Consider the following 24,962-nt stretch of genomic DNA (forward strand, 5'->3'; position numbering starts at 1 on the left):
ATCGGGAACATCTCAGGGGAGCAGGTCAGGGGCGATTCAACATAGGCCGGAAACGATCCAGGCGGTTCCTCATCGATGAGGATTGAATGTCGCTGAACCCACAGGCAGTTTGGGGCCGTGTGGAGGAGTGGTGTTTCAATTATGATGAGCATATGCCGCGTCAGCGACCTGGTCGCGACGGTTTCGTTGGCCGCGATGATGAGCGTTGTGGTGCTCGACGTGGTGCTTCGCTACGCTTTCAACATGCCGATTGCCGCCAGCATCGAGCTGGTCGAGGCGGGGATCGTCGGAACCGTGTTCATGGCGCTGCCCAGCGCTTCGGCGCGGGGCGCGCATATCAGCATCGACTATGTCGATGCGCTGTTGTCCGACCGGGCGCGCGGTTTGCTCGACCGTGTTTCCCATCTGCTCATCGCCGTGCTGCTCGCTGGTCTTGCCGTGCTTCTCGCCAGGCGCGGCCTGACGCTTCTTGCACGCGGCGATGTCAGCATCACGCTGCATTACCCGACCGGCTATCTCGCCCTGTTCATGGCGCTCGCCGTGGCGGTGACCGCCCTCGTGCATCTCGTCCGCTTCGTGCGGCCGGCGGCCCTGTGAGGATTGCCTGGTGACCGATGCTCTGTTGGCCTTCGCCGTCCTGTTCGCCCTTGCCCTTTTACGCATACCGCTTGCCTTCGCCATGGGCATTGTCGGCTTTGGCGCATTGGCGATGACGCTGTCCTTCGATGCGGCCGCCGCCAGCATCGCCCAGACCGTGTATGAAACAGGAGCGCTCTACACGCTGTCGGTCATTCCGCTGTTCACGCTGATGGGCGGGCTTGTCACGCGCTCCGGCCTGTCGAAAGAACTCTATGCCGCCGCCTACGCGTTTCTCGGCCATCGGCGCGGCGGGCTTGCGACATCGACCATCATGGCCAGCGCCGGCTTCGGGGCGATCTGCGGCTCCAGCCTGGCGACGGCGGCCACCATGGCCAAGGTGGCGCTGCCGGAGATGGAACGGCGCGGCTATCAGCCGGGCCTGGCGACCGCTTCGATTGCCGCCGGCGGCACATTGGGCATCCTCATTCCGCCGTCGGTCATCATGATCCTCTACGGCATCATGACCAATACGAGCATCGCCGCCCTGTTCGCCGCCGGCATCCTGCCTGGCATCGTGGCAACCCTGTTCTACGTCGGCGCCGTGCGCTGGACCGTGTGGCGCGACCCGCAAGCGGCGCCGCCCGGCGAACGGATGGACTGGCCCGGCCGGCTCGCCGCACTGCGTGAGATCTGGCGTGTCCTGCTGCTCTTCGTCGTCGTTCTGGGCGGCATTTATGGCGGCGTCTTCACGCCGACCGAGGCGGCCGGCATCGGTGCGTTCGGCGCATTTGTCATCACGCTCCTGCGCGGCCAGACAAGCCTGGCCGCGTTCGGGCGGATTTTCGTCGACGCGGCGCGCACCAGCGCGATGATCTTCGCCGTGCTCACCGGCGCGCTGATCTTCGCCAATTACATCAACTTCACCAGCATGTCGTCGGACCTGGCGGCGCTGATCGAGGCCTACTCGATCTCGCCGCTCGTCGTGATCTTCCTGCTGGTGCTGGTCTACATCGTTCTCGGCTGCCTGTTCGAGAGCATCTCGATGATCGTCCTGACCGTGCCGGTCTTCTATCCCATCGTTCAGGGGCTGGGGTTCGATCTCGTCTGGTTCGGCATCGTCGTCGTGGTGGTGACGGAGATCAGCCTGATCACGCCGCCGGTCGGCATGAACGTCTTCGTGCTGCGCTCGCTGACACCGCACATTCCAACGGGAACGATCTTTCGCGGATTGGCGCCGTTCATCGCCGTCGATTTCCTGCGCATCGCCGTTCTCATTCTCGTGCCGGCGCTGACGCTGGTGCTGCCGCAGGCGCTCGGCCTGTTGCGTTGAACTGTCCGACGAAGGGAGATTGCCTCAGGCCGTTGCGGCGCGCCGCTCGGCAATGCGCCGGCGCCATTCGGCGGGGCCAAGACGGTGGACGGATTGTCCTCGCGCATCGACGGCGACCGTTACCGGCATGTCCTCGACCGTGAACTCGTAGATCGCCTCCATGCCCAAGTCCTCGAAGGCGACGAGCCTGGCGTGGCGGATCGCCTGCGAGACGAGCACGGCGGAGCCGCCGACGGCGATCAGGTAGGCGGCGCGGTGGCGTGCGATGGCGTCGATCGCCTCCTGTCCGCGCTCGGCCTTGCCGACCATGGCGAACAGGCCGGTTTCGGCCAGCATCATCTCGGTGAACTTGTCCATGCGCGTTGCGGTCGTCGGGCCGGCCGGACCGACCGCCTCGTCACCCACCGCATCGACCGGACCGACATAGTAGATCACGCGGCCGGCGAAATCGACGGGCAGGGGCTCGCCGCGTGCCCGCATGTCGGCGATGCGCTTGTGCGCGGCGTCGCGGCCGGTCAGAAGCTTGCCGTTGAGGAGCAGCTTTTCGCCGGGCCGCCATTGGGCGATCTCCTCGCGCGTCAGGCCCTCGAGATCGACCCGCCGCGCCGTGTGCGCGGTACGGTCGAGCGTGATCTGCGGCCAATCGTCGAGCGATGGCGGCGCGAATTCGGCCGGCCCTTCGCCATTCAGCGTGAAGGTGATATGCCGGTTGGCGGCGCATTGCGGGATCAGCCCGACCGGCATGGACGCGGCATGGGTCGGATGCGTCTTCAGCTTGACGTCGACCACGGTGGTCAGCCCGCCCAGCCCCTGCGCGCCGATGCCGAGCGCGTTGATGCGCTGGTAGAGTTCCATGCGCAGTTCTTCCTCGCGCGATGCAGGACCGCGCGCCAGCAAATCCTGCATGTCGATCGGCTCGAACAGGGCCTGCTTGGCCATCAGCATCGCCATGTCGGCGCTGCCGCCGACGCCCAGTCCGATCATGCCGGGCGGACACCAGCCGGCGCCCAGGGTCTCGACGGTCCGCACCACCCAGTCGGCGACACTGTCGGACGGGTTGAGCATGGTGAAGCGCGCCTTGTTCTCCGAGCCGCCGCCCTTGGCCATCAACGTGATGGTCACGCCGTCGCCGGGCACGACGGATGTGTGGACGACCGCCGGCGTGTTGTCGCGCGTGTTGTTCCGCGAAAACAACGGATCGGCGACGATCGAGGCGCGCAGCGGGTTGTCCGGGTCGAGATAGGCCCGGCGCACGCCTTCATTGACCAGATCTTCGAGGCGCCGCCCGGTCTCGATGCGTGCGGCAAGCCCGACTTGCACGAAAGCGTTGACCACACCGGTGTCCTGGCACATGGGCCGGTGACCGAGCGCTGCCATGCGCGAATTCACCAGAATCTGCGCCATCGCTTCCCTGGCGGCAGCGCTTTCCTCGCGTTCGTGGGCGGCAGCCAGATGCCGGATGTAATCGGCGGGATGATAGTAGGAGATGAATTGCAGGGCGTCGGCGACGCTCTGCACGAAATCATCCTCGCGAATGGCGGCCATGATCGCTCATCCCTGTGCGTCCTCCTGGGCTTCGGGGCGCGCCGCGGCGAAGGCCGGCAGCGCGTCGCAGGCGTCGGCGATGCGCGCGATGTTCGGATAATCGTCGAGCGGGCAGTCGAAGCGGCGCGCATTGTAGACCTGCGGCACGATGAAGGCGTCGGCGAGCGTCGGCGTGTCGCCGAGCGTGCAGGCGCCGGCCCGTCCGGACGCTCCGATCAGGGCTTCCAGGCCGGCGAAGCCCTCGGCGATCCAGTGCCGGTACCAGGCAAGCTTCGCTTCTTCGTCGAGGCCCAGCGTCCCGGTGATGTGCTTCAGGACACGCAGATTGTTGAGCGGATGGATTTCGCAGGCGACCGCGCTCATCACCGCGCGCACATAGGCGCGTTCCTCCAGGCTCGCGGGCAGCAGGGGCGGTTCGGGGAAGCGCTCCTCCAGATATTCGCAGATGGCACTCGACTGGCTCAGCACTGCCCCGTCGATCTCCAATGCCGGCACCAGGCCCTGCGGGTTGACGGCCTTGTAGGCGGGCTGGTGCTGTTCGCCGCCGTCGCGCAGCATATGGACGAAGGCCGGCTCCCATTCGATGCCCTTCAGGGCAAGCACGATGCGCACGCGATAGGCGGCAGACGAGCGAAAGTATGTGTAGAGTTTCACGATCGATATCCTTGTAGCGGTCTCATCTCACGCATCATTCAGGCTCTCGCCAATCCTCATCGATGAGGAATGACCCCCGGCATCAGAGGCCCGATAGTCGGCGAGCTGATGAATTGCTGGAGGAGACCCTAATGTCCAACATGGTCCCGATCAACGGACTGCATCACTTCGCCTATCGCTGCCGCGACGCGGAGGAAACGCGCCATTTCTACGAGGACATTCTCAATCTGCCGCTGGTCCATCTCGTGCGTGCGGAGACGGTGCCCAGCACCGGCGAATATTGCCCGTTCGTTCACCTGTTCTTCCAGATGCGCGACGGCTCGCACATCGCCTTCTTCGACCTTGGCGACAACGTCAAGGCCGAGCCGTCGGCCAACACGCCGGCATGGGTCAATCACCTGGCGCTCGCCGTTGCTTCACTGGAAGAGCTGAACGATGCCAAGGCGCGTCTGGAAGCGGCCGGTATCCCGATCCTCGGCGTGACCGACCACACCTTCATCCACTCGATCTACTTCTTCGATCCGAATGGCATTCGCCTGGAGCTGACGACGGATATCGGGCTCACCGAATACAAGGCGGAGAAGCGGCGCTCGGCGCATGACGAGCTTGCCGCCTGGACGCGCGAGAAGCACGAACGCCTCGGTCAGGCCGCCAACGCCGGCGTGTGAGGGCGATGATGAAGGTTGCGGTTCTCGGTGCAGGCGCGATCGGCGGAGCGATCGCCGCGCGCATGGCGCTGGCCGGCCATGCGACGACCGTCGTCGCGCGCGGCGCCCATCTGGCGGCCATCGAGGCGAACGGCCTTCGCTTCCGCGAGGGCGGCCGCGACCTTCGCGTGGATGTCACGGCAACGGGCGATGCCGGGGCCATCGGTGATGTCGATGTGCTGTTCATCTGCGTCAAGGCGCATGATCTGGAGGCGGCGACGCGCGCGCTTGACCCGGCCTTGCTCGGCAACACCATCACCGTTCCGGTGCTGAACGGCATTCCGTGGTGGTACCGCCCGCCGGGGCAGGCCCAACCGCTTGACGCCACGGATCCCTGCGCTGTCCTTGCGGCGCGTTTTGCCGATGCGGCAATCGTCGCGGCGGTGGCGCATTTCGCCGCCGATGTCCCGCAACCCGGCGTCGTGCGGCAGACCGCCGCCGGCCGGCTGGTTCTGGGCGCGGTCAGCGGCGGGGGCGAGGCCGTGGCCACGGTGCGCGACGCGTTCGACGGGCTGGGGCTGGAGCCAGGGCTTGATATCGTCGTGACAACAGACATCAGCCGCGAAATCTGGATCAAGCTTGCCGGCAACGTCGCGTTCAATCCCGTCTCGGCGCTGACCGGGGCGAGCATGGCGGAGATCTGCGCCAATGCGGACCTGCTTTCCATCGTCCGCGGCGCGATGAGCGAGTGCATGGAAACCGGCGCGCGCTGCGGCATCAGTTTTCCGCTCAGCGCCAACGAACGCATCGAGATGGCGCGCGCCATCGGCGGCTCGAAACTCTCCATGCTCCAGGACATCGAACGCGGCCGGCCGGTCGAGGCCGATGCCCTCATCGGCGCGGTCGCCGAGATCGGCCGGCTGAAGAGCGTGCCGACGCCGACAATCGACATGCTGCAGGCGCTCGTCAGCGAGCGGGCGCTTCACACTTATCCAGGGAGAGAAACATGAATCTGGCAAAACAGGCGGTGGGCACACGGCCGCAATGGTGTTCAGCCGAGGAGTGGGATCTGCGCTGCCAGCTGGCGGCGACCTATCACGTGTTCGACCATTTCGGCTGGATCGAATCGATCTTCAACCACATCACCGTGCGCGTGCCGGGTCCTGAAAAGCACTATCTGATCAATCCGTTCGGCCTCAATTACAACGAGGTCACGGCGTCGAACCTGATCAAGGTGGACCTGGACGGGAAGGCGCTGTCGCCGACCGATCATCCGGTCAACCGGGCCGGCTTCATCATCCATTCGGCCGTTCATGCGGCGCGCCCGGACGCCCATTGCATCATCCACACCCATACGGATGCCGGCATGGCCGTGTCATGCGCGGCAGAGGGCATCTCGCACGACAATTTCTACGGCGCGCAGCTGCATGGGCGCGTCGCCTACCACGATTTCGAAGGCATCACGGTGCATGAGGAGGAGCAGCCGCGCCTTGTCCAGAGCCTTGGCGACAAGGCCGTTCTCGTGCTGCGCAATCACGGCCTTCTGGTCGTCGAGGAAAGCCTGCCGAAGGCCTTCTGGCTGGCCTGGACGCTGCAGCGCGCCTGCGACATCCAATGCGCCAGCCAGTCGCTTTCGGGTGCGCGCCTGCCTCTTTCGGAGGCGGTGCGCGCCGCCTCGGCCCATGACGGCGAGCATTTCGATCCCGACGGCCGGCTTGGCCAGAAGATGCTCGACGCCGCCATCCGCCGGATGGAAATGGCGCGCGCCGGCCTCAGCGTCGATTTCCGGGCATAGGGAGCAGCACGAAATGGCGATGCATGTCCCGGCCCTTCGATGGACGCCAAGCGGCTACGAATTGCCGGTCTTTCCAGCAGTCACGCCACGCCATGTGGCGGATGGAAGCGTGGAAAAGACGCGCCTGGTCATCGTCGGCGGGGGGCTGACCGGCCTGACGCTGGCCGCCGACCTGGCGAGCCGCGGCGTCGAGGCGGTGCTGCTCGACGACGACAATACGGTGGGGGTGCGGGGGGCATCTTCGCGCGGCATGGTGTGGGCGCAAAAGTCCCTGGAGATCATGGACCGAGTCGGCGTCGTCGACCGGATGATCGACAAGGGCGTTACCTGGTCGGTGGGCCGCACCATGTCGGGCGAAGAGGCTGTCTACAGTTTCAACCGCGCCGACGGCAACGCGTCGCGCCAGCCGCCCTTCGTCAATCTGCAGCAATTCTATCTGGAATGGTTCCTGGTCGAACGGCTGGTCGAGCTCGGCAAGGTCGCGTTGCGCTGGAACAATAAGGTGACCGGCGTTCGCCAGAGCGGCGACAGCGTTCTCCTCGACGTCGAAACGGAGGCCGGAGCCTACGAAATCGAGGCGGACTGGGTGGTCGACGCGACGGGCGCCAACAGCCCGCTGCGCGAGGCGCTGGGTATTGCGGCGAATGTCTCGCGCCATGTCGATCGCTGGTGCATCTGCGACGCGCGCTGCACGGACCTCGACCGGCCCGAGCGCTGGACCTGGGTCGATGCGCCATTCAACGGCGGCCGCGCCGTCTGGCAGCACATGATGGCCGACAATGTCTGGCGCCTCGACTACCAGCTCGACCCTGAGGGCGATCCCGATGAGGTGGCGCGTCCCGAGATCGCTGCCGAGCGCGTGCGGGCGCATCTAGGGCCCGACGTCGATTTCGAACTGGTGTGGGTCGGCCCCTGGGCCTATCGCATGCAGCTCCTCGACCGGTTCCGCACCGGGCGCGTGCTGTTTGCCGGCGATGCGGCGCATGTGATGAGCCCGTTCGGCGCGCGCGGCGGCAATTCCGGCATCCAGGATGCCGAGAACCTCGGCTGGAAGCTGGCGCTGGTGCTCCAGGGCCTTGCCTCGCCCGGGCTTCTCGACAGCTATGATGCGGAGCGCCGCGCGGCGGCCGAGGAGAACATCCGCGTCACCTCGCGCACCGCCCGTTTCCTGGCGCCGCAAAGCGATTTCGAGCGGCGGCTGCGCAAGGCGCTGCTCGAATTGGCGCGCGAGCATCCATTCGCGCGCGGCATCGTCAATACGGGCCGCCTGTCGGTCGCCAGCGATTACGCGCCGTCGGCGATCATCGACGAGGGGGGCGGTTTCTGCCTCGGCAATCTCGCATTGCGGGATGCCGGCGGCGGCGAAACCTCGCTCAACGCCGTGATGGCGGCTCTCGGAACTGCGGCCCTCGGTCTTTACCTGCCCAGGCCGGGTCTCGACCCGATGCGCGCCGTCATCAGCGGCATTGGCGGCGAGGGCCTGCCCTACGTCGCCCGCACGCTCGATGCCGGGCAGGGGGCCGAGCGTTGCGGCTTCGCCGACACGGGCGGCCATCTGGTTGCGGCCACCGGAGCGGAGCCCGGTGACTTCATCGTCGTGCGGCCGGATCTCTACTGCGCCGCAATCCTGCGCAACGCCACCGCTGCCGGCGCCGAGGCGGCGCTGGCGCGCTGTGTCGGATTTCGGAGCCAGCCATGAAACTCGATCCCTTCATCGACGATCCCGACGCCTTCTATGCCGCCCTCGTTGCGGCCAATGAGGGACTGGCCGAGGAACAGTCCAATCACCTGATCCTGCGGCTGGTCTTTCTGTTGGCCAACCAGGTGGGAGACGCCGCCGTCATCAATGCCTGTGTCGCGGAAGCGGCGAAATTCCTTGAAATGGAGACTGCCCGATGAGTGAAGCCTTTGCCTCCGTCACGGACATGGCCGAACAGAAGCCCCAGGCGATCGAGCTTGGCACGAATGTCTACGGCTATTGCAGCGCGCATGATCCCAATTGCGGCTTCATCGTCGGCGACGAGGCGGTCATCGCCATCGATGCGCGCGCCACGCCGGCGCTTGCCCGTGAGATGATCGACGACATCCGCACGGTCACCGACCGGCCGATCAAGTATCTGTTCATGACGCATTATCATGCCGTGCGGGCGCTCGGCGCCTCCGCCTTCGAGGCAGACCTGATCTTCTCGTCGCTCGGCACGCTGCAATTGCTGCGCGAGCGCGGCCAGGCGGACATGGATTCGGAGATCGGCCGCTTTCCGCGCCTGTTCAAGGGGCGTGAGGAAATCCCCGGCCTGACCATGCCGCAGGCGAGTTTCGAGCGCGACTTCACCTTCTGGCTCGGCAAGCGCGAAATCCGTTTCCAGCATCTGGGCCGTGCCCACACGCGCGGCGACACGATCTGCCATGTGCCGGACGCCGGCGTCGTCTTCGCCGGTGACATCGTCGAAAACCATTGCGGCGTCTACATGGGCGACGGCTATCTGGGCGACTGGCTGGAGACGCTGGAACGGCTGAGGGCGGTGGATGCAGTGGCGGCGGTGCCCGGTCGCGGCGCGCCGATGCAGTCGCGCCAGGAAATCACCGAGGCGATCGATTCCACTAAGGATTTCATCGCCACCATTCTCAATGCCGTGCGTCACGGTCTGTCACAGGGCCATGGCCTGAAGGGCTGCTACGACGTGGCCAGGGAGCATTGCGACCCGCGCTTCGGCGACTGGCCGATCTACCAGCACGTGCTCGCCTTCGACACGGCGCGTGCTTTCGACGAATTGCGTGGCCTGGAACACCCGCAAATCTGGACCGACGCGCGCGATCAGGCGCTCTGGAAGACCATTCACGCCTAACCATATCGCGGACCGGCGACCGGCCGCGCAACAAGCCTGGGAGGAAAGCATGAACAGACGAGAACTCTTGAAGCTCGCCGCGGCCTTGCCCGCCACAGCAGCGTTTCCCTATGCGGCCAGGGCCGAAACGCTCTTGCGCATGTCGAGCTGGCTGCCGCCGCAGCATGTCCTGCACAAGGACGTGATGCAGGTCTGGGCGAAGGAGGTCACCGAGGCGAGCAATGGACGCCTGCGCATCAACACGCTGCCCAAGCCGGTCACGGCGCCGCCCGGCACATTCGACGCGGTGGCCGACGGCATCGTCGAGATCGCCTTCAACGTGCATGGCTATACGCCCGGCCGCTTCGTGGCGACCAACATCGCCGAATTTCCCGGCGCCGGCGACAGCGCCGAGGCGGCCTCCGTCGCCTATCAGCGCGTCTACGACAAGCATATGGCCCAGCATGGCGAGCATGGGGACCTGAAGGTGCTGGCCGTGTTCACCAACGGCCCCGGCCACATCTTCAACAGCAAACGGCCGATCGCCAGGCTCGAGGATCTGCAGAATCTGCGCGTGCGCGTTGGCGGCGGCATCGTCAACGAGCTTGCCGATCTGCTCGGCGTCTCCGCGGTCCTGAAGCCGGCGAGCGAATCCTACGAATTGATGAGCGCCGGCATTGTCGACGGGCTGTTCTTTCCCGTCGAACCGATCATCACCTTCAAGCTCGACCGGCTCGTCCGCTACGGCACGCTCATTCCCGGCGGCCTCTACAACACGAGCTGGGCCGTGGTGATGAACAAGGCGGCCTTCGACAAGCTGGCAGCGGAAGACCAGGAGGCGATCGAGAAGGTTTCGGGCGAACACCTGGCGCGTTTGGCCGGCAAGACACAGGACAAGAACGACGCGCACGCGCTCGAACTGGTCAACGCCGCCGGCATCGAAATGATCACCGCCGACGCGGCGTTCATGGGGCAGATCGAGGAGCGGATGAAGCCGCTTCAGGAGGCCTGGCTGAAAAAGGTCGAGGCGCGCGGCGTCGACGGCGCGCAGCTGCTGCGGGCCTGGGGCGAGGAACTGGCCGGCGCCACCAACGGCTAAACTTGATGCCGCATGAAAATGACCGGTGGGCGGGCGGGGCCGGAAACGGCGCCGCCCGCCCACAAACCTCACGCATTCACCAAGGAGCATCCCGTTCATGAAACTTGCCACCCTGCGCAACGGTCGTCCTGATGGCGCGCTGGTCGTCGTCAGCCGCGATCTCAAACATTGTCTGTCGGCTGCCGAGGTGGTTCCCACCATGCAGGCCGCTTTGGACGATTGGCAGGCGGTCGAGCCGGGACTGCGCGGCCTCGCCGAAAAGGTCGAAACGGATGCGGCACGGCGCCCCTTCGATCCATCTGAGGCGCTGGCGCCGCTGCCGCGCGCCTATCAATGGGCCGATGGCAGCGCCTATGTGAACCACGTGGAACTGGTGCGCAAGGCGCGCGGGGCGGGCATGCCCGACACGTTCTGGACCGATCCGCTGATCTATCAGGGAGCGGCCGATTGCAATCTGGGACCGCGCGCGCCGATCCGCTTCGCCGACGAAAAGCTGGGCTGCGATTTCGAGGGGGAGATTGCCGTTGTCGTCGGACGGGTCGAAACCGGCGCCGATGAAGCGGCTGCGCGCGAGGCCATCCGCCTGGTCATGCTCGTCAATGACGTGACGCTGCGCAATCTCGTGCCGGGCGAACTCGCCAAGGGGTTCGGTTTCTTCCAGTCGAAGCCGCAGACGGCCTTTTCGCCGGTCGCCGTGACACCGGACGAACTGGGCGATGCCTGGGACGGCGAGCGCCTGCACCTGCCGCTGCTGATCTGGCGCGGGCAGGAGGCTTTCGGCCGTCCGGAAGCCGGCAAGGACATGGTGTTTTCCTTCGCGCGCCTGATCGCCCATGTGGCGCAGACCCGGCCGATCGGCGCCGGCGGCATCATCGGTTCGGGAACGGTTTCAAACGCCGACCCTGCTGTCGGCTCGGCCTGCATCGCCGAACGGCGGGCGCGCGAGATGATCGATGCGGGCGCGGCGAAAACGCCGTTTCTGGCGCATGGCGAAACGGTGCGCATCGAGATGCTGTCGGCCGACGGCGCGTCCATTTTCGGCGCCATCGAGCAGGAGGTTGAGGTCGGTTAGGTTGACGGAGACGACCGGCCGATGCTGCGGGCTTTCTGGGCGGAAGCTTTCATGTGTATAGTCCCTCCGGGCGTCCTCCGGGATGCCGTCTGGGAGGAATGACAATGCAGCTCATCAAGAGCGACGCCATGGATCATGGCGCGCCGGCCTATAGCGACGCGGTTTGCGGCCTGATCGGCGCCGTCGGTCGTGGCGGCTTCATCGGGCAATTGCTGGAATCGAGCCAGGCCGTGGCGCCGATCGATTTCGTCTCCATGTTCCTGTACCCGTCGAAGGAGCGCGTGGTCTTTCTCGGCACGGCCAGCGGGCTTGGCCAGCGTTTCGCCAACACCGCCGCCGACCACTACCAGAGCCACTACTATCGCGAGGATCCGAACATCGGCGTGATGTTCGACGATGGCGGATGCGACGGGACGGTGTTCACCTATCTCACGCGCGACGATATCCCGACGGCCAGCTACCGGACCTGGTGCTATGACCGGGCGCAGATCGCCGATCGGCTGTCATTGGTCAGCCGCACCGAGCAGGGCATGCCGTTCTCCGTCAGCTTCTATTCGGGCCGGCCGCGCGGCACGCTGCCGGAGGTCAACCGGCAGGCGCTGATGGGTTTCCTGCCTTATGTGCGGGCAATCTCGCTCAGGCATCTGGAACTTTGGTCCGGGACGCTGGACCTCGTCACCGCGCGGGCGCGCGTCACACAACGATTTCCCGAACTTTCGCCGCGCGAGACCGATGTCGCCGCCGGGGTTGTCGCCGGGCTGACGGCACAGGAAATGGCCGACTGGCTGGGCATTGCGCCGACCAGCGTCATCACCCATCGCAAGCGCGCCTATGAGCGGTTGGGCGTCGCCAATCAGCGCGAGATGGTCCAGGCCTTCTATTCGTCCTGAGAGGCGTCTGCGTTAATAGGCTCTCGGGCGGCGCTTGCGCCGGCCGAGAATGTCGAACAGCAGGCGGCGCATCCAGCGCGCCGCCGGGTCGCGGTGAAAGCGTTCGTGCCAGGCAAGCGCGATGTCGAATTGCGGCATGGCGAGCGGCACGTCGATTTCCGCCAGATCGAACTCCTCGGCCAGATAAGCGGCCAGATTGGCCGGCATGGTGGCAATCATGTCCGTGCGCTTGACGGCCATCGCCGCGGCGACGAAGCCGGAGACGCGCAGCGCGATGCGGTCGGCGGGCAGGATCGCCTCCAGCCTTCCCTCCACCTCGCCATGGGCGTGGCCCGTGTCGCGCGCCATCACCAGGACGTGCCGGGCCGCGCGATAGGCGGCCTCGTCCGGGGTGGCTTTGGCAAAGGGGTGTTCGCGCCGCACCAGCCCGCGATAGCCCTCGACGAACAGTTTTCGTCTTCGGATACCGCTCACCAATTCGGGAAAGGCGCCGATGGCCAGGTCCACGTCGCCGCTTTCCAGCCGGGGCAGAAGCTGGCGCCGGTCGAGTGAAACCATGCGGACGCCGAGATGCGGGCCCTCATGCTGCAGGCGTTCCATCAGCGGCGGGGCGAGACGCAGCGCGCCGACATCGCTGATGAAGAAGCTGAACAAGCGCCGGCTTGTCATCGGATCGAACAATGCCGGCCTGCGGTCGAGGCTGGCCGAGGCCGTCAGGATCCGGCGGATCGGCTCGGCCAGTTCCAGCGCGCGCGCCGTCGGTTCCATCGATTGGCCGACGCGGACGAAAAGGGGATCGTCGAAATCCACCCGAAGGCGGGCCAGTATCTTGCTCAGCACCGGCTGCGAGGTATCGAGTATGTTGGCGGCCGCCGTCAGCGACCGCTCGGCGAACAGGACGTCCAGCACACGCAGGTGCCGCAGGTTGATGTCTTTCTCCATGTCAAATGGATATAACTTAAATGTCTGTAAAGACATAGGCTGTGCCGATCGGCTGACCTAGTCTTCCCACAGGACATCGCTCGCGCCTTCCGGGCGGCGGTGCAGGGAGGACATGATGCGGCTTTACTCCAATCGCCACCGGCCGAACCATCTGGGCGCTTTGGCGCTCGAGCGCCTGGCGCGGGTGGAGACGGTTATCGCGCAACCGGCCCGCCAGCCGGCGGATCGCTCTGCGGCGGCGCCGGATTCCCTGCTTGGCGAGGTCGAAGACTATGCGCGGCTGTTTTCCGGTTTCCTCGAAGGGCCGGTTGCGCCGCGCGGCAGCGCCATCCCCGACGATCTCGACCGGCGGGCGGAAAACCTGAAGGCGTCGGCGTATTTTCTTGACGCCTCGATTGCCGGCATCTGCCGGCTCGATGAAGCCGTCCGGCTTGAAGGCTGTGATCCGGCGCACACGCATGCGCTGGTCTTCGCCGTCCGGTTCGGCCGCGAACCGGAGGAGGGCGAGGCGGGCGCCGCCTGGATCCGTGGCACCAACGCGGCGCGCACGGACATGCGCTGCGCCGAGATCGCCGCGGTCCTGTCGGGTTATGTGCGCTGGATGGGGTTTTCGGCGCGCGGGCATTTTGCCGGCGACGGCAGGGTCGATCTCGCCTCTCTCGCGGTGCGCGCCGGCCTGGCGCGCGTCGTTGGCGGAACGCTTGAAGCGCCTTTCCTGAAACGCGGTTTCCGTCTCGGCGTGGTGACGACCAGCTATGCGCTTGCCGTCGACCTGCCGCTCGCTCCCGAGGGCGATCTTGGCGATACGGCGCCGGACGTCATGCTCGGGATCGACGGCACGCGGCCCGGCTGGGCGGATGCGGAAGAGGAAAAGCGGCCGTTGCACATGGGCCGCTATCCGATGGAAACGATCCGGCGCGTCGATGAGCCGACGACGCTGGTCTTACGCCAGGAGATCAAGCGCGTGGCAAAGCGCGGCGATTTTTTCAAACGCGCCGAAGCCGGCGACCTGGGGGAGAAGGCGAAGCAGGAGAAGAAGCGGTTTCCCATGAAGCATCCGCTGGCGCTCGGCATGCAGCCGCTGATACAGCACATGGTGCCACTGCAGGGTACGCGCGAGACGCTGGCGCCGACCGGGTTCGGCGGCGATCTTTCCGATCCGGCGCGCAATGCCGAGGCCATCAAGGCGCTCGGCTATTATCTGGGCGCCGACTTCGTCGGCATCTGCCGCGCCGAACCATGGATGTACTACGCCAGCGACGAGGTCGAGGGGAAGCCGATCGAGGCCTATCACGACTTTGCCGTCGTGATGCTCATCGACCAGGGCTACGAGACCATGGAGGGCGCGTCGGGCGACGACTGGATTTCCGCCTCGCAATCGATGCGCGCCTATATGCGCGGTGCCGAGATCGCCGGGGTGATGGCCGCCCATTGCCGCAAGATGGGCTATTCGGCGCGCTCGCATTCCAACGCCCATTCGGAGGTGATCCACAATCCGGCGATCCTGATGGCGGGGCTGGGCGAGGTGTCGCGCATCGGCGACACGCTTTTGAACCCGTTCATCGGCCCGCGTTCGAAATCGATCGTCTTCACCAGCGACCTGCCGATGAGCGTCGACAAGCCGATCGATTTCGGGCTGCAGGATTTCTGCAATCAGTGCCGCAAATGCGCCCGCGAGTGCCCGTGCAACGCCATCTCCTTCGGCGAGAAGGTGATGTTCAACGGCTATGAAATCTGGAAGGCCGACGTCGAGAAATGCACCAAGTACCGCGTCACCCAGATGAAGGGTTCTGCCTGCGGGCGGTGCATGAAGATGTGCCCCTGGAACCGCGAGGATACGGTGGAAGGGCGGCGCCTGGCGGAACTGTCCATTGCGGTTCCTGAGGCGCGGGCGGCGATCATCGCCATGGACGACGCATTGCAGAACGGCAAGCGCAACCTGATCAAGCGCTGGTGGTTCGACCTGGAAGTCATCGACGGTGTGGCCGGTGCGCCGCGCATGGGAACGAACGAGCGCGATCTCAGCCCGGACCGGGGCGACAAGCTCGGCGCCAACCAGAAGCTCGCCATGTATCCGCCACGCCTGCAGCCGCCGCCGGGCACGACGCTTGATGAGATCATGCCGGTCGACCGCAGCGGCGGGCTTGCCGAATACGCCAGCGCCGAAACGCCGGCCGCCGCCCGGGCGCGGCTCAAATCCACCGCAGGCTGAGCGATTGCAGCCGCCGCGCCTACAGGGGAGTTTTCGCATGCATGACAGCATCATCGAGACGGATGCGCTCATCATCGGCGCCGGGCCTGTCGGCCTGTTCGCCGTGTTCGAGCTCGGCCTTCTCGATCTCAAATGCCATCTGGTCGACGTGCTCGACAAGCCCGGCGGGCAATGCATCGAGTTCTATCCGGAAAAGCCGATCTACGACATTCCGGGACTGCCCGAATGCACCGGCCAGAGCCTGATCGAGAATCTGCAGCGGCAAATCCTCCCGTTCGAGCCGGAGTTTCACCTGGGCCAGCTCGTCTCGCAGCTCGTCCAAAGGCCCGACGGGCGCTGGGATGTGACAACCGATGCCGGCACACAGTTCAACGCCGGCGTGGTGATCGTCGCCGCTGGCTCCGGCTGCTTCACGCCGCGGCGCCCGCCCATCGACAAGATCGAGGCGTTCGAAGGCCGCAGCGTGTTTTACGCCGTGCGCCGCATCGAGGCGATGCGCGGACGCAGGCTGGTTATCTCGGGCGGCGGGGATTCGGCGCTCGACTGGACGCTGAACCTGGCGAGGGTGGCCGAGCGCGTGACGCTGGTGCATCGGCGCGACCAGTTTCGTGCGGCGCCCGATTCCGTGCGCAAGATGCATGAGCTGGTCGCCGACGGCACGATCGATTTCGTCCTCGGCGAATGCCGGGCGCTGGAGGGCGCCGACGGAAACCTGTCTTCCGTCCAGGTAGCGACGAATGAGGGCGCCGAACTCCGCCTGCCCGCCGATTGCTTCCTGCCCTTCTTCGGCTTGACGATGAAGCTCGGGCCGATCGCCGATTGGGGGCTCAACCTCGATGAGAACCGCATCGCCGTCGACACCGAGGCTTTCGAGACCAGCGTGCCGGGCATTTTCGCCATCGGCGACATCAACACCTATCCCGGCAAGCTGAAGCTGATCCTGTCGGGGTTTCACGAGGGCGCGCTGATGGCGCAGAAGGCGTTCCGCATCCTGCGACCCGAAAAGCGGCTCCTGTTCCAATACACCACCACATCCACGCAACTGCAGAAGAAGCTGAAAACGGCATGAAAATCCTGGTGACCGATTTCGATCATGTGGTTCACGAAGTGACCGCCGAGGCCGACTGGCCGATCATGGAGGCGATCCGCAGCGCCGGCCTGCCGATCAAGGCGGAGTGCGGCGGCTGCTGCCTCTGCGCCACCTGCCACGTCTATGTGGACGATGCGTGGGTCGGGAAGATCCAGGCAATGGACGACGAGGAGGAGATGATGCTCGGCGAGGCGCCGCAGGTGCGGCCGAGCTCACGGCTCTCATGCCAGATGCGGATGGCGCCGGAACTGGACGGCCTCGTCCTCAGCCTCGCGCCCACCTACTGAGGCGCGCCATGACCCATGTCGTCACGGAAGCCTGCATCGGCTGCCGCTTCACCGATTGCGTCTCCGTCTGCCCGGTCGATTGCTTCCACGTGGGCGGCAATTTCCTCGTCATCAATCCCGATGGCTGCATCGATTGCGGCGTGTGCATCCCCGAATGCCCGGAAGAGGCGATCCATCCCGACACGATGCTTCCCGAAGGCCAGGAGCATTTTCTCGAACTCAACCGCGACCTGGCGCTGAAATGGCCGGTGATCCTCGAAGCGGAACCGCATCCGGCCGACGCCGCCGAGTACAGGGGAAAGACCGGCAAGCTGGAATTGCTGCGCGTGTAAGCGCCTGCGTATGGTGCGCTTCGCGATGCGTATCGAATGCACCGCGAAGCACGTTTTCTATCCGATGCTTTTGGCCTATTGCGGCAATCGGACCGTCAGGGCGGGATTGTGCGGGAAGAAGTTGTAAGGCTTCAGCGTGATGCCCTTCCACATGGTCGACATCACCGGCCAGTCTTCCATCTGCGGCACGTGGTGGAAGCCCATCGTGTACCAGGTGACGATGTCGGTGTTGTCGATGCTGCGGTCCTGCTTGACCCATTCGGCCAGCGTGTCCGAGCCGTCGCTCTGGAACGCGTATTCGCCACCGGCATAGCGCTCGGCCGCGTGATAGGGCGTGTTCCAGAACGTGTACTCGATGTAGGCGTTGCGCCTGGCGGGCGGGTCGTTCTCCGTGTCCAGCGGGCTGTAGGCGACGCTGTTCTGCGGCAGGATCATGTAACCCGGCGCGTGGCCGACGCCGACTTTCCGGTTCATGTTCATCACGTGATACATGGCGGGCGTTGCCGGGTTGACGCGGTAGCGCGCCGCCATCTCCGTCATCGGCATTTCCGCCTTGGTCACCCACAGCGAGCGGCGCGGCAGGTCGGTGGGTACGTCGCCCTTCACGAGACCCGTCCGCATGAAGGAGTTGTCCTGGCCGTCAATGTCGAAGTCGAGCCGGAAGTTGAAGAAATGATCGTGGTTCGGCGCCACCAGATTGGGCACGATCAGCGTGCCGTAGCGGGTTTCCTGCGCCGCCGTCGCGTCGTCCATCGAGGTGGAGGCCGCGCCCTTCACCGCGTCGAGCCCGGTGGCGCCGACCATCACCCGGATGCGGCCGTTCTGCTCGAACACATAGTCGATCAGATAGTCGTAATTGCCCACCTGCGAGGCGGAGCGGACGACGAGTTCGTTCGCCGGGCGTCCCTCGGCCGGCACCGACTGGTCCTCGCTCTGGGCGAAGATCTCGTAGTGCCGCCAGACCGGATCGCCGATGTTGCGCTCGAAGATGCACAGGGCATTGGGAATCTCGATCGGATTGCCCAAATCGTCATGCACGGTGGCCGGCAGGAAGCGGGCATAGGCGGGGCAATCGACGCCGGCGCGCAGCGGGCTGAGGAAAATGCCGAACCCATACTCGCCGCTATCCATGTAGGTGCGCCAGTACCAGCCCTGGTCCGGGTCCATATAGGGCACGAACACCTCGGAAAGATGCGCCTGATAGAGCACAGACCGCCAATCGCTGCCATCGTTCGCCTCGATGTTCGACAGGACGACACCGGGCCGCTTGTCGACGCGCCAGCGGAAGCGCCACATGTCCCAGTTGACCACGCTGCCGTCGATGGTGAAATTCGCATCCCCCTCCTGGACGAGATGGGCGGGATTGCTCTCGGGCCGCAAGTCTCCCCGCTCCCTGACCTCGGCCTCGGTATAGCCCCAGCCATCCTGCGGCACAGGCAGGACGCCCGTGTCGATCACCTCGACCACGTTTTTCCCGGCGAGGTCGACGACCGCGTAGAGGCCTTCGATGGGCTTGGCGTAGAAGTTGGAGCCGGTCGGATTGACGTAGCAGGGCACCTTCATCAGCCTCTGGCCGGCTTCTGCCTCGGCATCGAAGGACCCGGCGGTCAGGGGCAGGCAGAACACGTCCGTCGGGCCGAGATCGCGCTTCTTCAGGGCGGCGACGAAAGTCTCGTCGGACAAGGCCAGGTCCATGGCGCCGATGAACTCTTCCAGAAGCACCATGGACTGGCCGCCAATGTCGCCGATGTCGCTGATCGCGCCCGTTGCAAGGTCGACCTCGGCCTTGTAGGCCTTGTCGCCGGAAATCACGTGGACGGTGGCGACGCGCGGCCCCTCGTCGCCTTCCTTCCAGGCAAGCACGTCCGCTTTCTCCGGCTCCTTCAGCTCGATCAGCGGAAAGCGTGCCTCGTCGGCGATCCGCTCGTCCGCTTTCATGATGGTCACGACCCGGCTGATTTCATCCTTCGTCAGGCCGTCCAGGGGGTGGGCGTTCGCGCCGCCGCATAAGGCCATCAGGGCCACGCCGGCGCACGCGGCGGTTAAGTATCGTCTCATTGCTTCTCCTCCTCGATCGTCTTCGTTACATGATGATGGTCTGCCCGACCGTGTTTTCCAGCAGTCCCGCCTCGGCAAATTGTACGCCGATGCCCGATTGCTTGATGCCGCCGAAGGGTGCATTGGGCTGGATCATGCCGTGCTTGTTGATCCAGGCGGTGCCGCATTCGAGCCTGAGCGCCAGTTCCCTGGCGCGCGCGGTGTCCTGCGACCAGATCGAGCCGCCGAGCCCGTTCGGGTTGTCGTTGGCGCGGGCGATGACGTCGTCGATGTCGGTGTAGCGGATGACGGGCAGGGCGGGGCCGAACTGCTCCTCGTCCACCAGCCGCATGCCGTGTTCGGCGTCGGCGACGATGGTTGGCGGGTAGAAATAGCCGGCACCGCCGGCCGGCGCGCCGCCGGTCAGTGCGCGTGCGCCCTGCGCCTTGGCCTCCTCGACCAGGCTTTTGACGCGCTCGAACTGCATTTCGTTCTGCACCGGCCCGAGCGCCACGCCCTCCTGCCGGCCGTCGCCCATCGGCATCGCGGCGGCAAGTGCCGCCAGCGCCTCGCAGACCGCGTCGTAGATGCTGTCATGCACGTAGAGCCGCTTGATGCAGGCGCAGGTCTGGCCGTTGTTGATGAAGGCGCCCCAGAAAAGGCCCTCGGCGATGGCCTGCGGATCGACGTCCGGCAGGACGATCGCCGCGTCGTTGCCGCCCAGCTCCAGCGTCAGGCGCTTCACCGTTTCGGCGGCAGACGCCATGATCTTGCGGCCGGTGCCGGTCGAGCCGGTGAACACCATCTTGTCGATGCCTTGATGTGCCGACATGGCGGCGCCGATCTCGTTGCCGCCGCAGACGATGTTGACCACGCCGGCGGGCAGAACCTGGTTGATCAGCTCGACAAAGCGGATGCTGCTGAGCGGCGTGTTGGGCGATGGCTTGATGACGACGCAATTGCCGGCCCTGACGGCGGGAATGATGTGCCAGGCGGCGATCAGAACGGGAAAGTTCCACGGCGTGATCGAGCCGACCACGCCGATCGGTTTCCGGTGAACCTGGACGCGCCCCTCATTGCTGTCCTGAAGCACCGTCATCGGCAGGTCGAGGCCGGCGGTATGGCGTGTCCAGGCGGCAGCCCCGCCGATTTCCCATTGCGAGCCCAGCCCACCGAGCGGCTTGCCCTGCTCCGCCGTGAGCAGTGGTGCGAGTTCGGCGATGCCCGCCTCCAGCAGGTCGGCGATCCTGTTGCAGGCGGCCTTGCGCTCGGCGTCACCGGTGGCCGCCCAGGCGGGAAACGCGGCGCGCGCGGCGGCGACCGCCGCGTCGAGATCCTCGACCGTGCCGAGCGGCATCTGGCCGACGAGCGTGCCGTTTGCCGGGTTGCGCACCGGCAGGCTTTCCCTTGCGCTCACGCCGCGGCCGGCGATGATGTTGTGAAATGGCCTGGCGTCCTGCGCGGTCGCGGTGTCCGTCATCATGTTCCTCCTCCCCGTGTCGCTGCCTTTCGGGCAGCCTCGATCGGTCATAGTGGAGGGGAGCGGCACGCCTCGTCTTGGACTATTGCGTCAGGCTCTTGGGCGAAGGCGACAGCGTATGGAGCCGGTATTCTCCGGGGGGAGGCCTGTTCGAACCCGCATATGACCGCTCATTGCCGATCGCGTCAGGACGATGAGGCCTCCGGCTGCGGCGAAGCTGTTGTAGCGGGCAATGGCGACGGGAACCCTGGCCATGCCAACTGGTCGAGGGTGGTCTTCAGCCGAGGAGCGGCAAAATCGATGAACGCGCCGATCTTGGGCGCGACGAGCCGCGCATGAGGGAAGACCAGGTGAACCGGCTAGGGCGGCAGCGTGAAGGTGCCGAGCACCGGCACCAGCTTCCCGTCGCGGATCTGGTCGCTCACCATGTAGGACAGCGCAATCGCGATGCCATGCCCCATCTCGGCGGCCTGTATGGCGGCGACGGCATCGTTGATTTCGAACGTCGGATGCAGGCTCACACTGCCCGGCTTCTGCTCGTTCAGAAAGCGCCATTCGCGGTTCGGCATGAGGCCTGTGAAGGCAATCACGGAATGGAGCCGCAGGTCCGCCGGTGACGCGGGCGCCCCGCGTCGGACGAGGTATTCCGGGCTTGCGACCAAGATCCGATGGACTGCACCAATCCTCTTGGCGATCAGGTTCGAATCCGGCAGATGCGCAATGCGCACCGCGACGTCGATCCCTTCCTCGACGAGGTTCGCGACCCGATCGAGCAGGAGAACCGAAGCCGTTATGCGCGGGTGCTGAGCGAGGAAACCGCAGACGACCGGTGCCAGCGCGGTTCGGCCGAACGCCACCGACGCCGTGACGGTAAGGTGACCCCGGGGCATTGCGGCGTCGCCGACCGCCTCCTTCTGGGCCGCGTCGAGATCCGCGAGGATGCGCCGCCCGCTCTTGAGGAAGCGCTCCCCGATATCGGTGATCGACAGGCTCCGTGTGGTGCGATTGAAGACGCGCGCGCCGAGCCGGTCCTCAAGTGCGGATATGGCGCGCGTCACGGCCGGCGGCGACAGACGCAGCTGTCGGCCGGCCTTGGCGAAACTGCCGGTTTCCGCCACCGCGATGAAGACCTCGATCTCATGCAGTCGGTCCATTCATTATTCCTTCTACCGGAATAAAGTGTTCCATACATCGAATATTCTTTCAATCAGCAGGATGAGCCAAATTTGAGATGAGCGGAGCCGCGGCGCACCGCACCACCAATGCAGAAGGATCAAAACTCATGGCTCGTGTTGACGTTATCGACCCAAAGACCGCCACCGGCGAAGCCAAGGCGCTTCTAGACGCCGTCCAGAGCGGCCTCGGCATGGTTCCGAACTTCATCCGCGTGCTGGCGAATTCGCCGGCCGCGCTGAGTGCCTTTCTGGGCATCCATGGCATCGCCGGGGCAGGCGCGCTCGATCCCCAGACGCGCGAGCGCATCGCGCTCGCCGTCGCCGAACAGAATGCCTGCCAGTACTGCGTATCCGCGCATACGGCGATCGGCCTCAAGGTTGGCCTGGACAATCGGGAGATGCTCGCCAATCGCATGGGGCGGTCCTCGGATGCCAAGTCGGAGGCCGCGCTGACCTTTGCCGGCGCGCTCGTCGAGCACACCGGTGCGGTGAGCAAGGCCGAGTTCGACGCGGTGCGCGCGGCGGGCCATTCCGACGCGGAGATCATCGAGATCATCACGCATGTCGCGATGAACATCTTCACCAACCTGCTCGGCAAGGCCACCCAGGTCGAGATCGACTTCCCCAAAATCGAACTGACCAAGGTGGCGTGACCAAACGCAAGACGGCTTGGCGCGGCTTCGGCCGCGCCTCCCTTGCCCGGAACAGAGAGAGGAGAACCCGATGAACCAGATGACCCAGATGACCCAGACCAGCGCCCGTCCGCCTCTGCCGCCTTTCACCCGCGAGACCGCGATCCAGAAGGTGCGGATGGCGGAGGATGCATGGAACTCGCGCGACCCGGAGCGGGTGTCGCTCGCCTATACGGAAAACAGCCGGTGGCGCAACCGTGCCGAGTTCCCGGTCGGCCGCGCCGAGATCGTCGCCTTCCTGCAGCGCAAATGGGCGCGGGAGCTGGAGTATCGCCTGGTCAAGGAACTCTGGGCCTTCGTCGAGAACCGCATTGCGGTGCGCTTCGCCTATGAATGCCGCGACGCCGCCGGGAACTGGTTCCGCGCCCATGGCAATGAGAACTGGGAGTTCGACGAACGCGGCTTGATGCAACTGCGCTTCGCGAGCATCAACGACCAGCCGATTTCCGAAAGCGAACGGATGTTTCGCTGGCCGCAGGGACCTCGCCCTGCGGATCACCCCGGTCTTTCTGACCTCGGCCTGTAACAGTCAGCATATGGGTCCCTGAAGGAGAACACCATGCCGCATCACTTCGCCAAGATCGCCTTCACGCCGACCGTGAAAACGGTGCAGGAAGAACTTGGAAGCCGGCCCTCATATGCCCGTATCGAGGACAGGCCGGATGCGGTAAATCATCGCCTCGCGGGAGCGGAGGCCGCGTTCATCGCAGCGCGAAATTCGCTCTACATGGCGACCGTCAGCGAGACGGGTTGGCCCTATATCCAGCATCGTGGCGGGCCGACCGGCTTCGTGCGGGTGCTCGACGAGAGCACGATCGGCTTCGCGGATTATCGCGGCAATCGCCAGTATGTCAGCGTCGGGAACCTGATGACGGACGACCGGGTCTCGATGTTCTTCATGGACTATCCGAACAGGACGCGCCTGAAGCTGTTCGGCCGTGCCCGGATCATCGGGCTCGACGATCAGGCGGTTCTGTCGCGCCTCGATATGCCTGACTACCGGGCACGGATCGAGCGCGGAATTCTCATCACGATCGAAGGCTTCGACTGGAACTGCCCGCAGCACATCACCGAGCGCTATACGCTCGAGGAGACGCGCGCGGTGATGGCGCCGCTGACGGCCCGGATCGCCGAACTCGAAGCCGAGCTGGCGCAACGCCCCGCGCCGCAACCAGCCGAATGAGGCGTGTCTTCCCGCGCAAGCCGCCAATGCCCTTTCGATACCGCCGCTCGATTTCCCTGTTGTCTGCGCATTCGCCGGACGTCAGGTGATTCCACCTGACTGCGGAATGCCATCGGCACTGGCTGATGGCGTGCCGAATAGTTGCTGCCGGGAATGCATCGGGAAAAGGTTCGTCGCCATGAAGTCGACGAAGACTCTCACTTTGGGAGCGATGTGGCGGCTGGTTGGCCACAGCAGGCGAAACGGGCCGGTGTGGCGGACAAAATCCGACAGGACGGTGACGAGACGCCCGGTGGCGAGTTGATCGGCAATCGCAAAGTCGGGCAGACAGGCGATGCCAATACCGCGTTCGGCCATCATGATGAGAGGTTCGATGGTGTTGACCACCGCGGTCGTCGGCAGTTCGAGGCGAATCTCTGTCTCACCTTCGCAGAGCGGCCAGGGCTCCAGTTTGCCGCTGGTGGCGTATCGGTGATGCAGACAGGCATGTCTCACGAGATCGTCGGGGACCTCAGGCGTACCGACCCGCTTGAGATATTCGGGCGCCGCGACCAGGACCAGGCTGAACTGCCCCAGCATTCGCGACATGAGACGGGAATCGGCGACGTGGCCAGCCCGCACGACGATATCGAAGCCTTCCTCTATGACATCGACGAGGTGGTCCGAGAAATCCAGGTCAAGCTCTATGTCCGGGTAAAGGGCCATGAATTGCAGGATTGCAGGCATCATGAGCATCGATACGATCGGCATGCTGACCTTGAGCTTGCCCCGGGGCGTATCGAGTGTCTGAGACAATTCCAACTCGGCCGCTTCCATCTCCGCCAGGATGCGCCGGCATCTCTCCAGGAACAATGAGCCTTCGCTTGTCAGGGTGATCGTCCTGGTCGATCGGTGCAGCAGCCGAACCTGCAATCGCGCCTCGAGCCGGGCGACCGCTTTCCCGATCGCCGATGACGAAACGCCAAGATGGTTGGCGGCAGCGGTAAAACTGCGCAACTCGGCGGCATGCACGAAGGCGGTCAGCGATCCAAGACCATCCATTTCGACCTCTTTACGGACAAATTGTCTTATGTGACCGGAACTATATCTCATTGTT

At 65.2% G+C, this 24,962-nt stretch carries 25 protein-coding genes; 18 read left to right on the forward strand and 7 right to left on the reverse strand.

Annotated features, from left to right (window positions below; all coding sequences use genetic code 11):
• The first annotated feature begins 141 nt into the window (after window positions 1-141).
• Complete coding sequence (locus AB843_RS11060) at window positions 142-597, forward strand: TRAP transporter small permease (RefSeq protein WP_048646920.1); 456 nt, start codon at window positions 142-144, stop codon at window positions 595-597.
• Between the two features lie 10 nt (window positions 598-607).
• Window positions 608-1,909, forward strand: a complete 1,302-nt coding sequence (locus tag AB843_RS11065; protein WP_048646921.1) for a TRAP transporter large permease — start codon at window positions 608-610, stop codon at window positions 1,907-1,909.
• A gap of 24 nt (window positions 1,910-1,933) precedes the next feature.
• Here AB843_RS11065 and AB843_RS11070 read toward each other — a convergent pair whose 3' ends face one another.
• Both AB843_RS11070 and maiA read right to left on the reverse strand, forming a co-directional pair.
• Window positions 1,934-3,454, reverse strand: a complete 1,521-nt coding sequence (locus tag AB843_RS11070) for a fumarate hydratase (RefSeq protein ID WP_048646922.1) — start codon at window positions 3,452-3,454, stop codon at window positions 1,934-1,936.
• 6 nt (window positions 3,455-3,460) lie between these two features.
• The gene (gene maiA / locus AB843_RS11075) at window positions 3,461-4,108 is read right to left on the reverse strand and encodes a maleylacetoacetate isomerase (RefSeq protein WP_048646923.1); all 648 of its coding nucleotides are present in this window, start codon (window positions 4,106-4,108) and stop codon (window positions 3,461-3,463) included.
• A gap of 131 nt (window positions 4,109-4,239) precedes the next feature.
• Between maiA and AB843_RS11080 the strand changes: the two genes are divergently transcribed.
• From AB843_RS11080 to AB843_RS11120, 9 genes are all read left to right on the forward strand, one after another.
• Window positions 4,240-4,776: a VOC family protein gene (locus AB843_RS11080; RefSeq protein WP_244467950.1), complete on the forward strand. Its 537-nt coding sequence runs from the start codon at window positions 4,240-4,242 to the stop codon at window positions 4,774-4,776.
• Between the two features lie 8 nt (window positions 4,777-4,784).
• Window positions 4,785-5,765 (forward strand): ketopantoate reductase family protein, encoded by a 981-nt coding sequence (locus tag AB843_RS11085; protein WP_157384489.1) that lies wholly within the window; start codon window positions 4,785-4,787, stop codon window positions 5,763-5,765.
• A complete protein-coding gene (locus AB843_RS11090) occupies window positions 5,762-6,550 on the forward strand; it encodes a class II aldolase/adducin family protein (RefSeq protein ID WP_048646925.1) in 789 nt (262 codons plus the stop codon). The genes AB843_RS11085 and AB843_RS11090 overlap by 4 nt, the downstream gene beginning before the upstream one ends.
• Before the next feature lie 13 nt (window positions 6,551-6,563).
• Entirely contained in the window at window positions 6,564-8,249 is a 1,686-nt protein-coding gene (locus AB843_RS11095) for an FAD-dependent oxidoreductase (protein WP_048646926.1), read from the forward strand.
• A complete protein-coding gene (locus tag AB843_RS11100) occupies window positions 8,246-8,449 on the forward strand; it encodes a DUF2783 domain-containing protein (RefSeq protein ID WP_048646927.1) in 204 nt (67 codons plus the stop codon). Before AB843_RS11095 ends, AB843_RS11100 begins: the two co-directional genes overlap by 4 nt.
• On the forward strand, window positions 8,446-9,396 hold the full coding sequence (locus AB843_RS11105; RefSeq protein ID WP_048646928.1) for an MBL fold metallo-hydrolase: 951 nt from the start codon (window positions 8,446-8,448) through the stop codon (window positions 9,394-9,396). The genes AB843_RS11100 and AB843_RS11105 overlap by 4 nt, the downstream gene beginning before the upstream one ends.
• Before the next feature lie 49 nt (window positions 9,397-9,445).
• On the forward strand, window positions 9,446-10,474 hold the full coding sequence (locus AB843_RS11110; protein WP_244467951.1) for a TRAP transporter substrate-binding protein: 1,029 nt from the start codon (window positions 9,446-9,448) through the stop codon (window positions 10,472-10,474).
• Between the two features lie 97 nt (window positions 10,475-10,571).
• Window positions 10,572-11,546 carry a fumarylacetoacetate hydrolase family protein gene (locus tag AB843_RS11115; protein ID WP_048646930.1) on the forward strand — a complete coding sequence of 325 codons (975 nt, stop codon included), beginning with the start codon at window positions 10,572-10,574 and terminating at the stop codon, window positions 11,544-11,546.
• 104 nt (window positions 11,547-11,650) lie between these two features.
• Window positions 11,651-12,436 (forward strand): helix-turn-helix transcriptional regulator, encoded by a 786-nt coding sequence (locus AB843_RS11120; RefSeq protein WP_048646931.1) that lies wholly within the window; start codon window positions 11,651-11,653, stop codon window positions 12,434-12,436.
• A 12-nt stretch (window positions 12,437-12,448) separates the two neighbouring features.
• On the opposite strand, the gene AB843_RS11125 is transcribed toward AB843_RS11120, so the two are convergent.
• On the reverse strand, window positions 12,449-13,378 hold the full coding sequence (locus tag AB843_RS11125) for a LysR family transcriptional regulator (RefSeq protein WP_048646932.1): 930 nt from the start codon (window positions 13,376-13,378) through the stop codon (window positions 12,449-12,451).
• A 112-nt stretch (window positions 13,379-13,490) separates the two neighbouring features.
• Between AB843_RS11125 and AB843_RS11130 the strand changes: the two genes are divergently transcribed.
• The 4 genes from AB843_RS11130 to fdxA are packed head-to-tail and all read left to right on the forward strand — an operon-like array spanning window position 13,491 to window position 17,299.
• Complete coding sequence (locus tag AB843_RS11130) at window positions 13,491-15,590, forward strand: 4Fe-4S dicluster domain-containing protein (protein ID WP_244467952.1); 2,100 nt, start codon at window positions 13,491-13,493, stop codon at window positions 15,588-15,590.
• Between the two features lie 37 nt (window positions 15,591-15,627).
• On the forward strand, window positions 15,628-16,659 hold the full coding sequence (locus AB843_RS11135) for an NAD(P)/FAD-dependent oxidoreductase (protein WP_048646933.1): 1,032 nt from the start codon (window positions 15,628-15,630) through the stop codon (window positions 16,657-16,659).
• On the forward strand, window positions 16,656-16,967 hold the full coding sequence (locus AB843_RS11140) for a 2Fe-2S iron-sulfur cluster-binding protein (protein WP_048646934.1): 312 nt from the start codon (window positions 16,656-16,658) through the stop codon (window positions 16,965-16,967). Before AB843_RS11135 ends, AB843_RS11140 begins: the two co-directional genes overlap by 4 nt.
• Before the next feature lie 8 nt (window positions 16,968-16,975).
• Window positions 16,976-17,299, forward strand: coding sequence for a ferredoxin FdxA (gene fdxA / locus AB843_RS11145; RefSeq protein ID WP_048646935.1), 324 nt, complete (start codon window positions 16,976-16,978; stop codon window positions 17,297-17,299).
• A 75-nt stretch (window positions 17,300-17,374) separates the two neighbouring features.
• On the opposite strand, the gene AB843_RS11150 is transcribed toward fdxA, so the two are convergent.
• From AB843_RS11150 to AB843_RS11160, 3 genes are all read right to left on the reverse strand, one after another.
• A complete protein-coding gene (locus AB843_RS11150; RefSeq protein ID WP_048646936.1) occupies window positions 17,375-19,357 on the reverse strand; it encodes a copper amine oxidase in 1,983 nt (660 codons plus the stop codon).
• 25 nt (window positions 19,358-19,382) lie between these two features.
• Window positions 19,383-20,816 carry an aldehyde dehydrogenase family protein gene (locus tag AB843_RS11155; RefSeq protein WP_244467972.1) on the reverse strand — a complete coding sequence of 478 codons (1,434 nt, stop codon included), beginning with the start codon at window positions 20,814-20,816 and terminating at the stop codon, window positions 19,383-19,385.
• Between the two features lie 359 nt (window positions 20,817-21,175).
• Window positions 21,176-21,970, reverse strand: coding sequence for a LysR family transcriptional regulator (locus AB843_RS11160; RefSeq protein ID WP_244467953.1), 795 nt, complete (start codon window positions 21,968-21,970; stop codon window positions 21,176-21,178).
• A 77-nt stretch (window positions 21,971-22,047) separates the two neighbouring features.
• Between AB843_RS11160 and AB843_RS11165 the strand changes: the two genes are divergently transcribed.
• From AB843_RS11165 to AB843_RS11175, 3 genes are all read left to right on the forward strand, one after another.
• A complete protein-coding gene (locus tag AB843_RS11165) occupies window positions 22,048-22,644 on the forward strand; it encodes a carboxymuconolactone decarboxylase family protein (RefSeq protein ID WP_244467954.1) in 597 nt (198 codons plus the stop codon).
• Between the two features lie 70 nt (window positions 22,645-22,714).
• The gene (locus tag AB843_RS11170) at window positions 22,715-23,209 is read left to right on the forward strand and encodes a nuclear transport factor 2 family protein (RefSeq protein WP_425286812.1); all 495 of its coding nucleotides are present in this window, start codon (window positions 22,715-22,717) and stop codon (window positions 23,207-23,209) included.
• A 33-nt stretch (window positions 23,210-23,242) separates the two neighbouring features.
• Entirely contained in the window at window positions 23,243-23,866 is a 624-nt protein-coding gene (locus AB843_RS11175) for a pyridoxamine 5'-phosphate oxidase family protein (RefSeq protein ID WP_048646937.1), read from the forward strand.
• Between the two features lie 81 nt (window positions 23,867-23,947).
• Here AB843_RS11175 and AB843_RS11180 read toward each other — a convergent pair whose 3' ends face one another.
• Window positions 23,948-24,907: a LysR family transcriptional regulator gene (locus AB843_RS11180; protein WP_048646938.1), complete on the reverse strand. Its 960-nt coding sequence runs from the start codon at window positions 24,905-24,907 to the stop codon at window positions 23,948-23,950.
• Between the last annotated feature and the right edge of the window lie 55 nt (window positions 24,908-24,962).

Origin of the sequence: Nitratireductor soli (assembly GCF_001050155.1) — a bacterium.
GTDB classification, from domain to species: domain Bacteria; phylum Pseudomonadota; class Alphaproteobacteria; order Rhizobiales; family Rhizobiaceae; genus Nitratireductor; species Nitratireductor soli.

Excerpts from the sequence above, each read along its gene's own strand:
- AB843_RS11060 (WP_048646920.1), top strand. The coding sequence starts at position 142 with ATGATGAGCATATGCCGCGTCAGCGACCTGGTCGCGACGGTTTCGTTG.
- AB843_RS11070 (WP_048646922.1), bottom strand. The coding sequence starts at position 3,454 with ATGGCCGCCATTCGCGAGGATGATTTCGTGCAGAGCGTCGCCGACGCC.
- AB843_RS11080 (WP_244467950.1), top strand. The coding sequence starts at position 4,240 with ATGTCCAACATGGTCCCGATCAACGGACTGCATCACTTCGCCTATCGC.
- AB843_RS11085 (WP_157384489.1), top strand. The coding sequence starts at position 4,785 with ATGAAGGTTGCGGTTCTCGGTGCAGGCGCGATCGGCGGAGCGATCGCC.
- AB843_RS11090 (WP_048646925.1), top strand. The coding sequence starts at position 5,762 with ATGAATCTGGCAAAACAGGCGGTGGGCACACGGCCGCAATGGTGTTCA.
- AB843_RS11095 (WP_048646926.1), top strand. The coding sequence starts at position 6,564 with ATGGCGATGCATGTCCCGGCCCTTCGATGGACGCCAAGCGGCTACGAA.
- AB843_RS11100 (WP_048646927.1), top strand. The coding sequence starts at position 8,246 with ATGAAACTCGATCCCTTCATCGACGATCCCGACGCCTTCTATGCCGCC.
- AB843_RS11105 (WP_048646928.1), top strand. The coding sequence starts at position 8,446 with ATGAGTGAAGCCTTTGCCTCCGTCACGGACATGGCCGAACAGAAGCCC.
- AB843_RS11110 (WP_244467951.1), top strand. The coding sequence starts at position 9,446 with ATGAACAGACGAGAACTCTTGAAGCTCGCCGCGGCCTTGCCCGCCACA.
- AB843_RS11115 (WP_048646930.1), top strand. The coding sequence starts at position 10,572 with ATGAAACTTGCCACCCTGCGCAACGGTCGTCCTGATGGCGCGCTGGTC.
- AB843_RS11120 (WP_048646931.1), top strand. The coding sequence starts at position 11,651 with ATGCAGCTCATCAAGAGCGACGCCATGGATCATGGCGCGCCGGCCTAT.
- AB843_RS11125 (WP_048646932.1), bottom strand. The coding sequence starts at position 13,378 with ATGGAGAAAGACATCAACCTGCGGCACCTGCGTGTGCTGGACGTCCTG.
- AB843_RS11130 (WP_244467952.1), top strand. The coding sequence starts at position 13,491 with ATGATGCGGCTTTACTCCAATCGCCACCGGCCGAACCATCTGGGCGCT.
- AB843_RS11135 (WP_048646933.1), top strand. The coding sequence starts at position 15,628 with ATGCATGACAGCATCATCGAGACGGATGCGCTCATCATCGGCGCCGGG.
- AB843_RS11140 (WP_048646934.1), top strand. The coding sequence starts at position 16,656 with ATGAAAATCCTGGTGACCGATTTCGATCATGTGGTTCACGAAGTGACC.
- fdxA (WP_048646935.1), top strand. The coding sequence starts at position 16,976 with ATGACCCATGTCGTCACGGAAGCCTGCATCGGCTGCCGCTTCACCGAT.
- AB843_RS11150 (WP_048646936.1), bottom strand. The coding sequence starts at position 19,357 with ATGAGACGATACTTAACCGCCGCGTGCGCCGGCGTGGCCCTGATGGCC.
- AB843_RS11155 (WP_244467972.1), bottom strand. The coding sequence starts at position 20,816 with ATGACGGACACCGCGACCGCGCAGGACGCCAGGCCATTTCACAACATC.
- AB843_RS11160 (WP_244467953.1), bottom strand. The coding sequence starts at position 21,970 with ATGGACCGACTGCATGAGATCGAGGTCTTCATCGCGGTGGCGGAAACC.
- AB843_RS11165 (WP_244467954.1), top strand. The coding sequence starts at position 22,048 with ATGAGCGGAGCCGCGGCGCACCGCACCACCAATGCAGAAGGATCAAAA.
- AB843_RS11170 (WP_425286812.1), top strand. The coding sequence starts at position 22,715 with ATGAACCAGATGACCCAGATGACCCAGACCAGCGCCCGTCCGCCTCTG.
- AB843_RS11175 (WP_048646937.1), top strand. The coding sequence starts at position 23,243 with ATGCCGCATCACTTCGCCAAGATCGCCTTCACGCCGACCGTGAAAACG.
- AB843_RS11180 (WP_048646938.1), bottom strand. The coding sequence starts at position 24,907 with ATGGATGGTCTTGGATCGCTGACCGCCTTCGTGCATGCCGCCGAGTTG.